This window comes from Mucilaginibacter terrigena, assembly GCF_004168255.1.
In the GTDB taxonomy this organism is placed as follows: Bacteria; Bacteroidota; Bacteroidia; order Sphingobacteriales; family Sphingobacteriaceae; genus Mucilaginibacter; species Mucilaginibacter terrigena.
On the sequence record NZ_SEWG01000003.1, the window covers coordinates 30,682 to 44,167 of the forward strand.

At 47.3% G+C, this 13,486-nt stretch carries 11 protein-coding genes; 9 read left to right on the plus strand and 2 right to left on the minus strand.

All coding sequences use genetic code 11. The features are described 5' to 3' along the window. Positions 1-10: 10 nt before the first annotated feature. The 9 genes from EWM62_RS07315 (at position 11) to EWM62_RS07355 (ending at position 11,632) form a co-directional block, all read left to right on the plus strand. Positions 11-1,630, plus strand: a complete 1,620-nt coding sequence (locus EWM62_RS07315) for a RagB/SusD family nutrient uptake outer membrane protein (protein WP_129876018.1) — start codon at positions 11-13, stop codon at positions 1,628-1,630. A 28-nt stretch (positions 1,631-1,658) separates the two neighbouring features. After that, the gene (locus EWM62_RS07320; RefSeq protein WP_129876019.1) at positions 1,659-2,732 is read left to right on the plus strand and encodes an IPT/TIG domain-containing protein; all 1,074 of its coding nucleotides are present in this window, start codon (positions 1,659-1,661) and stop codon (positions 2,730-2,732) included. 198 nt (positions 2,733-2,930) lie between these two features. Then, positions 2,931-3,791 (plus strand): AraC family transcriptional regulator, encoded by an 861-nt coding sequence (locus tag EWM62_RS07325; RefSeq protein WP_238989302.1) that lies wholly within the window; start codon positions 2,931-2,933, stop codon positions 3,789-3,791. A 114-nt stretch (positions 3,792-3,905) separates the two neighbouring features. Then, positions 3,906-5,753, plus strand: a complete 1,848-nt coding sequence (locus EWM62_RS07330; protein WP_129876021.1) for a sodium:solute symporter family protein — start codon at positions 3,906-3,908, stop codon at positions 5,751-5,753. A gap of 7 nt (positions 5,754-5,760) precedes the next feature. Beyond that, positions 5,761-6,942: a glycoside hydrolase family 130 protein gene (locus EWM62_RS07335; RefSeq protein ID WP_129876022.1), complete on the plus strand. Its 1,182-nt coding sequence runs from the start codon at positions 5,761-5,763 to the stop codon at positions 6,940-6,942. Between the two features lie 15 nt (positions 6,943-6,957). Then, a complete protein-coding gene (locus EWM62_RS07340) occupies positions 6,958-8,178 on the plus strand; it encodes an AGE family epimerase/isomerase (protein WP_129876023.1) in 1,221 nt (406 codons plus the stop codon). Positions 8,179-8,182: 4 nt separating this feature from the next. After that, positions 8,183-9,946, plus strand: a complete 1,764-nt coding sequence (locus EWM62_RS07345; RefSeq protein WP_129876024.1) for an alpha-L-arabinofuranosidase — start codon at positions 8,183-8,185, stop codon at positions 9,944-9,946. A gap of 26 nt (positions 9,947-9,972) precedes the next feature. Then, positions 9,973-11,100 carry a glycoside hydrolase family 26 protein gene (locus EWM62_RS07350; protein ID WP_129876025.1) on the plus strand — a complete coding sequence of 376 codons (1,128 nt, stop codon included), beginning with the start codon at positions 9,973-9,975 and terminating at the stop codon, positions 11,098-11,100. A 262-nt stretch (positions 11,101-11,362) separates the two neighbouring features. Continuing rightward, positions 11,363-11,632 carry a hypothetical protein gene (locus EWM62_RS07355; protein WP_129876026.1) on the plus strand — a complete coding sequence of 90 codons (270 nt, stop codon included), beginning with the start codon at positions 11,363-11,365 and terminating at the stop codon, positions 11,630-11,632. A 2-nt stretch (positions 11,633-11,634) separates the two neighbouring features. Here the strand turns inward: EWM62_RS07355 and EWM62_RS07360 are convergent, their stop codons facing one another. Both EWM62_RS07360 and EWM62_RS07365 read right to left on the minus strand, forming a co-directional pair. Continuing rightward, a complete protein-coding gene (locus EWM62_RS07360) occupies positions 11,635-12,780 on the minus strand; it encodes an MFS transporter (protein ID WP_129876027.1) in 1,146 nt (381 codons plus the stop codon). A 71-nt stretch (positions 12,781-12,851) separates the two neighbouring features. Next, positions 12,852-13,361, minus strand: coding sequence for a hypothetical protein (locus tag EWM62_RS07365; protein ID WP_129876028.1), 510 nt, complete (start codon positions 13,359-13,361; stop codon positions 12,852-12,854). Between the last annotated feature and the right edge of the window lie 125 nt (positions 13,362-13,486).

Genomic DNA, 13,486 nt, shown 5'->3' on the forward strand with positions numbered 1-13,486 from the left:
AATAAGCAAAATGAAAAGAAAGATAATATTCCTGTTAGGCGCTATAGCTTGCTTTGGAATTGCGTGTAAGAAGGATTTTCTTAACCACCCATCAACAACCGCCCCTACAACAGATAACTACTATAACAATGCCACGCAGGTGGATGGCGCTACCGGTATTTTATACAATGCCGTTTGGGGCGACTGGTTCGACAAAGCTTTTACATCAGTAGGCGACCTGTTAGGCGGTACCGTTACCGGTACACAGGGTAACGACCAGTACAACTCGTTTTATAATTTCAATATCCAGGGTACCGATGGTTTGGTATCAAGCACCTGGAACTCGTGCTACAAAGCCGCGGGCCAGGCGTCGGTACTTATCCAAACCTTCAAAGCCAAAAAAGAACTGCTTGGCGGCGGCGATAATACAGCGTTTTTAGACAGGGGCATAGCCGAGGCCAGGTTTATACGTGGTTTCGCATACTTTTATATTGGCCGCGCTTTTGGCGATGCGCCCATAGTTGATAACCCTTTAGACCTTACCAAACCGGGTGCATACCTGGTGCCTAAGTATCACCAGAAAGATGTGCTGCGCTTTGCGTTAGAAGACCTGCAGGCAGCTGCGGATAACCTGCCCGAAGTAGCTGTACAGGATGGCCGGGTAACAAAATACGCAGCCTATGGTATGATGGCTAAGATATACCTGTATTTAAAAGATTACACCAACGCAGCTGCCAAAGCTAAGCTGGTAATTGATTATTCGAACGGGCCGGGTAAAAGTGTGCTGGATCTGAATGATGATTATAACGGTATGTTTACCAGTTCTGCCATTGCTAACAAAAAGAATAAAGAGAACCTGTTTTCTTTAAGATGGCTGTCAGAAATGGGCTGGAACGGTGGCAACCGCTTCTCTATCTACGCGGCACCGCAACCGCTTGTGCACCCAAAACCAACCGGTGGTAACGGTTACTCGGCTGTTGTGCCTTCGTTTGATATGTTAGACCCTGCCACAGGTTACGAAACTGCCGATAAAAGGCGCGGCTGGTCGGTTATGCAGCAGGACTTCCATAAAGATTTATGGAAGAACGAAAGCTTTCCTAATGGCTTTACTTACGATACCACCGGCAGGGCTACCGATGACCATTTTATATTTACCGGCACACGCTCAAATATCCAAAAGTATATTGTAGGCCCTAATCGCGGTGCCGACGAGCCTGTTACACCAGATGGCCACACCAGCATGCCAACTTATATTTTACGCTACGCGGATGTGCTGTTAATTTATGCCGAGGCTGTATTGGCCGGCGGCGGTTCAACATCTGACGCGGGCGCGCTTGCAGCATTTAACAGGGTGCATAACAGGGCGGGCTTAACCAGTGTAACCGTTTTAACAAACAAACTTATCCTGCACGAGCGGAAGGTGGAGTTTGCCTTTGAAGGCGATTATTGGTTTGATATACAGCGCCAGGGCTTTAACGATGCGAAAACAATTATAGCATCGCAGGAGCGCGGTACTTTAAACAGCAACGGACAGCTTACCAGCTTCAAGGCGACTTTAAATTCCGAAGCGCAATTGTTCCTGCCTATACCGCAGGCCGAGACCGTTCAGGACCCGAAACTGCTTGAACCGGCTGTTGACTATTATAAATAAATGATAACGTATTAAATCATTATTGATCATGAAAAATATACTTAAATTATGGATGGTACTGTTCGCGTTTATGTTCGCGGCATCGGTCATCACATCGTGTACAAAAGAGAATGCCAAGCCGGCTGCGGCATCATCAAGCCCCAAGGCTGATAAAATTAAGCCCGACTCTGCCAAAGGCGGCGAGATATTAACGCTTACCGGCAGTGGCCTTGGCGAGATCCAGTCGGTAGTGTTTGAAAAAGGCAATGTGCCCGCGCCGTTCAACACGGTGTTTAATACCGATAATGCCCTGCTGTTCCGCGTACCTGATACAGCCAATGGCGGCAAGCAAAATATCATTATCACCAATAAAATTGGCAAACAAATATTGGTTGAGTTTAATGTGATAGCGTTACCGGTGGTATCAAGCGTATCAAATTACAACTTTACCGCTAATACGCAAATAACCATTGCCGGTAACAACCTTGGCGATGTTACATCTGTAAAGTTTTTGGGTGCCAATGATGCTATTACCATTGTATCGCAAAACAAAAAAGAACTGGTTATAAAAATGCCCGACGATGCAACTGTTGATGGCGCCCCATTAGTAATTACAAATTCTACCGGGCCTATAACAACTACCCAGATCTTCGAGAACATGGATAAAGCTTTCACCATTTTTACCGATGGTTATCACAATAATTTTGGTGATGCTTCCTGGGGAGATGGGGGTAAAATTTATACTACCGAAGCAAAGTCGGGTACATCATCAGTTGGCAAAACCTACGCAAAAGGCAACTGGCACCAGTTAGGCTTTGGCTGGAACGATATTAACAAGGCATCGTTTGATTACCAATATATGACGTTTTGGATAAAAGGCGCAAGCAGCGACTATGACCTGTACATATCTACCAACGCCAGCGCGGGTGGTTTTGCATCGTTTAATGATTATGATAAGATAAAAGTGCCGGCCAAAGTTTGGACGTATTTTAAGATCCCGCTTAGCACCCTGCAATTATGGAGTACCGCGAATACCTGGAACCAGATAGGCTTTAGGATACAAGGCCCTAACGACCAGGACGAGACCTTTTATATTGATGACCTAATGTTTGTTAAGCAATAAACATTTACACTTAAAGCCCCGGCCGGTGGCCCAACCCGGCCGGGCTTTAATTAATTATCAATACATTTTATTAGGTTAATTATTGATGTGAGGTAGATAGCCGTGTTAAAACCATAAATATTTATACAATTAATGTTAAATTCGTATCAATATTCATAATCGAAAAAAACAATAATTATTACTATGCCAAATAACGTTATGCGTGAGATAACGCCGCTTACACCAAGCGATTGCTTTACTATTTTTTCGCGTGTAAAAAATAAGTTCGATTTTCCGCTTCATTACCATGAGGAGTACGAACTGAACCTTATTATCAACGCCGGCGGCGCCAAGCGCGTGGTAGGCGGGCATATCGAGGTTATTGACGATATGGAGCTGGTGCTGGTAGGGCCAAACCTTTATCATGCCTGGTTTACGCACCAGTGCAAAAGCGATGCTATAAACGAAGTAACCATCCAGTTCCACAAGGATCTGTTCGACGAGAAATTTTTGCGCCGTAACCAATTGAGTTTTGTTAAAAGCATGCTGGAGCGTTCGCAAAGGGGCATAGCATTTTCGCCGGAAACCATTACCGCGCTTAAGGACAGGCTTTTAACGCTTGATAAAAAGAACGGCTTTGATGGTGTGCTGGAACTGCTCTCCATCCTGCACGATCTCTCTATCTCGCGCAATATGAAAACCCTTTCGGACCCGAGCTTTACCAACGAGAAGTTTTATTACAACAGCCGCAGGATTGAAAAGGTGTTTGAGTTTATGAACACCAACTATAACAAGCAGGTAAGTCTGGCCGAAGTGGCCCGCATAGCCAATATGCCCGAGGCATCCTTCAGCAGGTTTATTAAAAAGCGCACAGGTAAAACCTTTATCGATAGCCTGAACGAGATCAGGCTTGGCCATGCCTCGCGCATGCTGATAGACAGTACCACCACAGTTGCCGAAATTGCCTACAAATGCGGCTTTAATAACATCTCAAACTTCAACCGCATATTTAAGCGTAAAAAGTTTTGCATCCCAAAGGAGTTCAGGGAAACTTACACCGGTAACCGCATATTTATATAGGTTTTGCAGATCAACTGGCATTATTGATAAATTTAAGGTTAAAATAGTATTATAAACAGGGTAAACAAATCATCTATTTTAGCGGGCACCAATTCATACTAATTTTTAAGTTAAATGAGATTATCGCTGATTGATATTTCCATCATCGTACTGTACCTGCTCAGCACCATTTTTATTGGCTTTTGGTACCGTAAAAAAGCGCGCGAAAACAAGGATAGCTATATGCTTGGCGGTAAAAGCCTGCCCTGGTACAAGCTTGGCTTAAGCGATGCTTCGGATATGTTTGATATAAGCGGTACCATGTGGATGGTGAGCCTTTGCTTTGTTTACGGCATGAAGAGCATCTGGATCCCCTGGCTGTGGCCGGTGTTTAACCAGGTGTTTTTGATGATGTACCTGTCGCGCTGGCTGCGCCGTTCAAACGCTACCACAGGCGCCGAGTGGCTGGCCACCAGGTTTGGCAAAACAGGGGCGGGGGTAACCAGCTCGCATTTGGTGGTAATAGCATTTGCCCTGTTAAGCTGCCTGGGCTTTATGGCCTACGGCTTTATAGGCCTGGGTAAATTCATCGAAATTTTTGTGCCCTGGGATCTGATAAAAGGCTATGTCCCCTTTGATGTAGCGCCGCAATACGTGCCGCACATATACGGCATCATTTTCACGCTGTTTGCCATGTTTTATTCCATTATTGGCGGCATGCACAGTATTGTAACCGGCGATATGGTAAAATACGGCATCATGACGGTGGCCTGCGTTTGGATAGGCTTTATAGCCGCCGGGCAGTTAAGCAGCCACCATTTAAATGTGCCCAATGGCTGGTACACGCCGTTTTTTGGCAAGCACCTGGATCTAAACTGGTCGGGCATTATTACCGAGGTAAACCAAAAAATAAAAAGCGACGGCTACTCGTTGTTCGCCTATTTCTTTATGATGATGACCTTTAAGGGATTCTTCGCGGCGCTGGCAGGCCCGGCGCCGAATTATGATATGCAGAAGATCCTTTCCACCCGCTCGCCCGAGGAGGCCAGCAAAATGAATGGTTTTGTAAGCGTAATCCTGCTGCCCATTCGCTATACGTTAATTATCAGTTTAACCGCTTTAGGCCTTATCTATTACCGCCAGATGAACCTTACTGATGGCGCCGGCGCGATAGATTTTGAACGGATATTACCCGCGGTTATCAATAACTTTTTGCCGGTAGGCCTGGTAGGCTTGCTGCTTGCAGGGTTGCTTGGCGCGTTCATGAGCACTTTTAGCGGTACCATGAATGCAGCGCAGGCATATATTGTGAATGATATCTACATCAAATACGTAAACCCCGCGGCCTCCACCAAAAAGATCATCACCATGAATTACCTGGTGGGAATAGTAGTAGTCGCGGTGGGGGTGATACTTGGCTTTTTTGTAAAGGACATCAACAGCGTATTGCAATGGATAGTATCGGCCCTTTACGGAGGGTACATCGCATCAAATGTGCTTAAATGGCACTGGTGGCGCTTTAATGCCAATGGCTTTTTTTGGGGGATGTTTGCCGGTATTGCCGCCGCCATGATATTCTCGGCGCTGGTAAAATTCGCGGTTATTCCCGAAAACCAGTTGCTGTTTTGGTTCCCGGTTCTTTTCCTGGTATCGCTGGCGGGCTCGGTTATCGGTTCGTACGCCGCGCCGCCAACAGATATGGCCGTATTGCAATCCTTTTATACCAACGTACGGCCATGGGGTTTTTGGGAGCCGGTTAAAAACATCGCGTTAGCAAACGATCCATCCTTTCAGCCCAATAGAAATTTCAAATTAAACATGTTCAACGTGGTGGTAGGTACCATTGCCCAGTGCTGCTTAACCATACTGCCTATGTACCTGGTGCTGTGGCAAAAAACATCCTTGCTGGTAACCATAGGCATTTTGGCTGTAATGATGGTAATACTTAAAAGAACATGGTGGAATAAATTAAAAGAATATTAATATAAAAATGACACAGCAATATAAAAGCAGGTTAGCGGGATTAGAGGAGGCGTACGCACAGCTAACCACCATACATAACGAAATAGAGGGGCCGGGAAACGGTATTTTCGACCGGTATAAACACCCGGTACTAACCGCGCAGCACGCGCCCCTATGCTGGAAATACGATCTTGACCCCGAAACCAACCCATACCTGATGGAGCGTTTTGGTATAAACGCCGCTTTTAACGCGGGCGCTATAAAATTCAACGGCAAGTATATTATGGTGGTGCGGGTAGAGGGTGCCGATCGCAAATCATTCTTCGCAGTGGCCGAAAGCCCTAACGGGATAGACCATTTTGAGTTTTGGGAACACCCCATCACCATGCCCGAAACAAATGAGCCTGATATCAACCTGTACGATATGCGCCTTACCGCGCACGAGGATGGCTGGATCTACGGACTGTTTTGCACCGAAAGGCGCGACCCCGAAGCCCCGGCGCACGACCAAAGTATGGCCATTGCGGCCTGCGGCATAGCCCGTACGAAAGACCTGGTTACCTGGGAGCGTTTGGCAGATTTGATCACCAACTCGCCGCAGCAGCGCAACGTGGTTTTACACCCCGAATTTGTAGATGGCAAATACGCGTTGTACACCCGCCCGCAGGATGGTTTTATCAGCGCGGGTAAAGGCGGCGGCATTGGCTTTGGCCTTTGCGATAACATGGAAAACGCAGTGGTTGACCACGAAGCTATTATAGATAACAAACAATACCATACCGTTTACGAGGCCAAGAACGGCCAAGGGCCGGCACCTATAAAGACGGATAAAGGCTGGCTGCATTTGGCACATGGTGTGCGCAACACCGCTGCAGGCCTGCGCTACACGCTTTACATGTTCATGACCGACCTTAAAGACCTGACCAAAGTTACCCACAAACCCGGCGGCTACTTTTTAGCGCCCGAGGGCATGGAGCGCGTTGGCGATGTATCAAACGTGGCGTTTTGCAATGGCTGGATAGAGGATGAGGACGGCACCGTGTTTATTTACTATGCATCGTCGGATACGCGCATGCATGTGGCTACTACCACGGTTGATAAACTGCTGGATTACGTGTTGAACACCCCGGCAGATGGCCTGCGTTCGGCGGCATCAGTGAATACCATTAACAGCATCATCAATAAAAATAAAAGCCTTTTAGAGGTGTAGGAAAAATAAGCGGGGATGGAAACGGGCGCGGTAAATACCATAGAACAACAACTGGCAACCTATAAAATGGAACTGGCCGCCGAGTTGGGCAACATCCTTAATTACTGGATGGCCAACACGGTTGACGGGCAGCATGGCGGTTTTTATGGTAAGATAGATAACGATAACAACGTTATCCCCGCATCACCCAAAGGGTCGGTTTTAAACGCGAGGATCTTGTGGAGTTTCTCGGCAGCCTATAACCAAAACCCGGATGAAAGGTATTTGGCTATGGCTGACAGGGCGTACCAATACATCATAAAACATTTCATCGACCACCAGTTTGGCGGCGTGTACTGGACGGTTGACCATTTGGGTAACCCGCTTGATACCAAAAAGCAGGTATATGCATCGGCATTTACCATTTACGCGCTGAGCGAATATTACAAGGCATCCGGCGCAGCCGAAGCAAAAAATTACGCGGTCGAGCTATACAGGCTTTTGGTTGATAAGAGTTACGATGCAGATCGCACAGGTTATTTAGAGGCATTTACCAAAGAATGGCAGCCGATAGCTGACCTGCGCCTGAGCGCCAAGGATGCCAATGAGAAAAAGAGCATGAACACTCACCTGCATGTGCTGGAAGCCTATACCACGCTTTACAGCATCTGGCCTCAGGAGGAGTTACGTGCGCAGATAGAAACGCTCATCAATAATTTCCTTGAGCACATCATCGATAGTAAAACCAATCATTTGGTGCTGTTTTTTGATGAGGACTGGAATAAAAAGGGCAACACAGTATCATACGGGCACGATATAGAGGCTACCTGGCTTTTGCTGGAAGCAGCCGAAGCCATAGGGCATCATCAATTAATAGAAAAAATAAAACAGGTTTGCATCAACATAAGCGATGCAGCAAAACAAGGATTAGATACAGACGGCGGCCTTTGGTACGAGTACGAACCAGCCGAACGCCACCTGATAAAAGAAAAGCACTGGTGGGTACAGGCCGAAGCTATGGTGGGCTTTTACAACACCTGGCAAATAAATAACAACACAGAATATCTTGAGCTGTCGCTCCGAAATTGGGCTTTCGTTAGGCAACACATATTAGATATCAGTAACGGTGAATGGTTTTGGGGCGTGTATGCTGATGGCAGCGTAATGCAAACCGAAGACAAAGCCGGCATCTGGAAATGCCCCTATCACAATAGCAGGGCATGTATCGAATTAATTAAACGAATAAGCAGACAGTAACCCAATGAGGAAACATTTCTTGAAAACAGGCGTGGTGGCATTAGTCGCCCTTGCCCTGCTGCAATCTTGTAAAAAGGATAACAGCCCAAATAATAATGGCAACAATAACAACGGCGGCGGCAACAACAATGGCGGCTCCACCGTAATTACGCCACCTAATAACCCGGCCATTGCATCCACCCAGGGTTTCTTTTTAGATGGCTGGCAGGCCAAAACATTCGCTACGCCGGAATCGCCAAAAGCAGTTGAAAAACCTAAGGCAGGCGCGGTGGTAGTTACGGTTGATATAAGCCAGGTGATCACCAAGGTATCAAAAAACCTGTTTGGCAATAACACCAATCCATTTATGGGGCAGTATATAGATCAGCCGGTGTTGATGCAGCAGCTTACAGACCTGTCGCCAAATATCCTGCGTTTCCCAGGCGGCAGCTTATCTGATATTTACTTTTGGAACGGCAGCAACAAAGCGCCCGATGATGCCCCCGCAAAATTACTAAATGCTAACGGCGCGGAAAACGATGCAGGTTACTGGTATGGCAACAACACCGCCGACTGGACCTTTACCCTTGATAATTATTACAAAGTATTGCAGCAAACCAACAGCACCGGGCTAATTACCGTTAACTACGGTTATGCCCGCTACGGTACAGGCGATAAGCCCGCCGAGGCCGCCGCACATTTAGCAGCCGATTGGGTACGGTACGATAATGGCCGCACCAAATACTGGGAAGTTGGCAACGAAAATTATGGCAACTGGGAAGCCGGTTACCGCATAAACCCTGCGGATAATAAAGATGGGCAGCCGACGATATTAAATGGCGCTATCTACGGCATCCACTTTAAGATCTTTGCCGATTCGATGCGGAAGGCGGCTGCCGAGGTGGGTAACACGGGCTTTAAGTTGGGCATGGTAACTACTGAAGCCGACGAAAAGAACAACACATCTACCATAATACCAACCTGGAACAGTAACGCTATGGCGACATCCGGCACCTCGCCCGATTTTTATGTAGTGCATAACTATTACACGCCTTACATGCAAAACTCATCGCCCGAAGTGATACTGGCCACTCCGGCAAATGTAACCTCGGATATGATGAACTGGGTAAAAAACTCGCTCGACAAGGCGGGCTTGCCGCAAAAGCCGGTAGCGCTGGATGAGTGGAATATTTTTTCGACGGGCTCTAAGCAAATGGTATCAAACGTAGCCGGGGTACACGCGGTAATGGTGCTGGGCGAATTGATCAAAAACCAGTACAGCATGGCCAGTCGCTGGGATCTGGCTAACAGCTGGGATAACGGCAACGACCACGGCCTGTTCAGCAATAAAAGCGACGAGCCCGGCGCACCCGCCTGGAACGCGCGGCCCGCGTTTTACTATATGTATTTTTTCCAGAAGTACTTTGGCGACCGCATGGTGAGCTCGTCGGTAACGGGCAGCCCGGATATTATCAGTTACGGATCTTCGTTCCTGTCGGGCCAGGCCGGGGTGGTGCTGGTAAACCGCAGCAGTTTGGATAGGGTAGTTACTGTTAATATCAAAAACTTTGCGGCCGGTAGCAAATACTACTATTACACGCTAAACGGCGGTACGGATAACGCCCCCTTCTCGCGAAAGGTTTACGTGAACGGAAACGGCCCCACGGGCGAATCGGGCGGCCCGGCAAGCTATAAAACCATTGCTGCGAACAGCGCGGCCATAGCAGGCGGAATAATTGTTACCATACCTGCCCGCGGAAGTGTATTTTTAGTAGCCGAAGGGAAATAATTTAAAACAGGATCAAAATTTGCGATATGAAAAACATTTATACTTACGTTATTGCCGGTATGCTGTTAATTTGCAGTCTGCCTGCTATGGCACAATTATATAACCCCTGCGATAAGCAGGCTACCCACGAAACCAAACAACTGTTTTACAGTATGCAGCGCCTGGTTGGTGCCGGGGCCATATTTGGCCATCACGATGCTACCGCATACGGTGTGGGCTGGTGCTATGAGCCAAACCGGTCGGATGTAAAGAGCGTAACCGGATCGTACCCCGCATTATACGGCTGGGACCTGGCAAAAATAGAGCACGATAGCACACGTGATATCAACGGCATCCCGTTTAAGCTGCAGAAAAAACTGGTGCGCGAAGCTTACGACCGCGGCGGTATCAACACCTTTTGCTGGCATATGGATAACCCTACCAACGGTAAAACCGCCTGGGATACCACCAACCGCACCGTTAAGGACCTGCTGCCCGGCGGCGCTTACCACGATGTTTATGTAAAATGGCTCGAAAAAGGGGCCAATTACATGGCCGAACTTAAAGGCGCCGATGGCGAAGCCATCCCCATATTGTTCAGGCCGTTTCATGAGCTTACGGGCAACTGGTTCTGGTGGTGCGCCAATACCAGCACCCCCGAAGAATTTAAGGAGCTTTGGCGCTTTACCATCGATTACATGCGCAATACCAAAAAACTGCATAACCTGCTTGTGGTATTCTCAGTAGCGGATTTTAACAGCGAGGCCGATTTTATGCTGCGCTACCCCGGTAACGATTATGCGGATTTTATTGGTTTTGACAATTATTGCTACAAAAGCGTGCCCGATTATCAAAAGAAACTGGATATGCGTTTAGGTATACTGGATGCAATTGCGGCTAAAACACACAAGCTGGTTTGCCTGCCCGAAACCGGCTATGAGCAAATACCACAGGCCGACTGGTGGACAAAGGTATTACTACCAACCATAGCCAAACATAAAACATCATACGTTATGGCATGGCGCAACGGCCGGCCCGACCATTACTACGCCCCATACCCCGGCCAGGTAAGCGAGCAGGATTTTATAAAATTTTTTAATAGCCCCAATATATTGTTCGAGAACCGCCTGGCGCCCCTGGCCGTGTACGGTAAGTATATAACGCCGGGGAGGTAGTAAAATCAAAATTCCCTCCCTTGGGAGGGGTGAGTTGGGATGAGTGCAATGCAGGGAGGGGTTTAACTACGAGGCCCACTAAATTCGCGCATTATTCTTCTTGTCTTCCTGAGCGATAGCGAAGGATCTATTAGCAAACTGTGCTTATTCAAATTGCATGTCGGCGAATAGATGCTTCACTATCGTTCAGCATGACAAAGAGGTGCTCACATTCCAAAAACTTAATACTACCCCGCCTGTTCTACAATCAAACAACAAGCTTATGAACGCGTATCAGCAAAAATGGTTGGATATACTAAAAAGCGCCGGCCTTAAGGACTGGAAGATAGAACCCCGCGATGGCGACATCGCGATAGAGATGCCACACGTAACCGACCTGAAATTAATAAGGGATAACCTGCCGTCGACCTTAGGCGCTATTTCGCTGGATATTAATTTACCGCACGAGCGGATAAAATTTATTTTTCATAACGGGTACGAGAACTTCGAGTATGTTTTAAACCCAAACGAAGCCGACCTGAACGAAGGTTAGGGTTAAATTTTAGCCTTGGTAGCGAATATGGTTACGCAAATGCCCATAGCGGCTATCAGTGTAAACGATGCGCGCAGGGTAGCAATCCCGGCAACAAACCCGATAATTGGCGGGCCGATTAAAAACCCCATAAAGCCGATGGTTGATACCGCCGCCAGCGCAACGCCCGGCGACATGGTTTTTGATTTACCCGCCGCGCTGTAAACCAGCGGCACTACCGATGATACGCCAAACCCTACCAATAAAAACCCAAACAAGGCAGTGTATAAATATGGGAACGCTACCGCGGTAAGTAAACCCGTGGCAGTGAGCATCCCGCTGATCTGCAGGGTGCGTTTTAAGCCAAAGCGGTGGGCAAACTGGTCGGCAACAAAGCGGCCGGTGGCCATGGTAAGCATAAATGCCGTATATCCTGCACCCATCAAAGCGTTTTGGGCAAGCACAACTTTTTTGAAATAGATAACGCTCCAGTCAAACATCGCGCCCTCGCATATCATCGAGCAAAAGGCGATGATACCCAGTTTTATCAGCGAGTTATCGGGCATTACAAATACCGGCCCGGCGCTGGCGGGCTTGTCGTTCTTTAAATACCTTGATGTAAAGATAACCGAGATCAAAACTATAGCCATAATAAGGCTGAAATGCTTGAACGGGATAACGTGGTTACCTATCATAAAAGTGCCTATAGCGGCCCCGGTAAACCCGGCAAGGCTCCATAAGCCGTGAAAGGAGGCCAGGATAGGGCGTTTGTATAATTCTTCGGCGGCTACTGCCTGGGTATTGACAGAAATATTGACCGCGTTGCTGGAAAAACCAAACAACAGCAGGCAAATAACTAACTGAACGGTATTTTCGGCTATGCCTAACGACACCAGCGAGAGGCTGTAAACCACCAGGGCGCTGATAAGCAAATTACGGCTGCCTATACGGGTGATTACCCAGCCCGAAAATGGCAGCGAGCACATCAAGCCAACCGGCAGTGCAAATAAAACACCGCCAAGCCCGGCATCGCTTAAATTAAGATTTTGCTGGATGGTTGCTATACGCGATGCCCAGCTGGCAAAGCATACACCCGCCATAAAAAACATTACGCCCACGGCAATGCGCAGGGTTGTACGGGAAAAGGTATAGGACGCGGTTGATTCCAAAAATTCGCTCTTAGTGTTTTGCTAACACTAAGATACGAACTATTTATGTGAAATTACTGCTGCCTAATGGCTTACATTTTTATACTGAAACTACCCGTAACGGTTTTTTTAGTCTCACCATCGCCCGAAATATCGATCAGTTCACCGGTGAATGTACCCGCAATAGTTCCTTTAGAATTGGCGGTAGCGCTGTATTCTGTTACCGTAACGGTACCGTCGCCAACCAATGATGTGCCTACGGCAATAATGTCGGCGTTAAAAGTACCTTTACCGGTAATGTTTGCTAACAGGGAGAATAGCTCTGTAACGCTTGCACCGCCGGCAATTTGTATGGCGCCATCAGGTGGTTTCTGCTCAGGCGTATAAACCTGGAAAATAACATTGTTTTTTAACGTTGTCGACTTTCCGTCAACCGTGTAAGTAATGGTCCTGCTGCTCGCGGTATTGCCACCTCCGCCACCTCCGCCGGCGGGTGGGGTATAAATAGTATCAGCAGGGTAAACAGGGGCATCCAGTTTGCAACCGCTTATAGCAACACCCAAAAACAGCACCACAAATAATTTATAGTAGAGTTTATTCATATAGTTATCAAATTAATTAGGGTATAAATATAATTTATTTCGTGCTGATTAAGTTGCCGAAAAGAAATTAATTCACTTATACGGCTGATTAGCATATAAGTTAGCGTTAACCTCACAGAAATTTA

What these genes read in the sequence shown, in the direction of transcription:
- EWM62_RS07315 (WP_129876018.1), top strand. Translation starts at nt 11, where the DNA reads ATGAAAAGAAAGATAATATTCCTGTTAGGCGCTATAGCTTGCTTTGGA.
- EWM62_RS07320 (WP_129876019.1), top strand. Translation starts at nt 1,659, where the DNA reads ATGAAAAATATACTTAAATTATGGATGGTACTGTTCGCGTTTATGTTC.
- EWM62_RS07325 (WP_238989302.1), top strand. Translation starts at nt 2,931, where the DNA reads ATGCGTGAGATAACGCCGCTTACACCAAGCGATTGCTTTACTATTTTT.
- EWM62_RS07330 (WP_129876021.1), top strand. Translation starts at nt 3,906, where the DNA reads ATGAGATTATCGCTGATTGATATTTCCATCATCGTACTGTACCTGCTC.
- EWM62_RS07335 (WP_129876022.1), top strand. Translation starts at nt 5,761, where the DNA reads ATGACACAGCAATATAAAAGCAGGTTAGCGGGATTAGAGGAGGCGTAC.
- EWM62_RS07340 (WP_129876023.1), top strand. Translation starts at nt 6,958, where the DNA reads ATGGAAACGGGCGCGGTAAATACCATAGAACAACAACTGGCAACCTAT.
- EWM62_RS07345 (WP_129876024.1), top strand. Translation starts at nt 8,183, where the DNA reads ATGAGGAAACATTTCTTGAAAACAGGCGTGGTGGCATTAGTCGCCCTT.
- EWM62_RS07350 (WP_129876025.1), top strand. Translation starts at nt 9,973, where the DNA reads ATGAAAAACATTTATACTTACGTTATTGCCGGTATGCTGTTAATTTGC.
- EWM62_RS07355 (WP_129876026.1), top strand. Translation starts at nt 11,363, where the DNA reads ATGAACGCGTATCAGCAAAAATGGTTGGATATACTAAAAAGCGCCGGC.
- EWM62_RS07365 (WP_129876028.1), bottom strand. Translation starts at nt 13,361, where the DNA reads ATGAATAAACTCTACTATAAATTATTTGTGGTGCTGTTTTTGGGTGTT.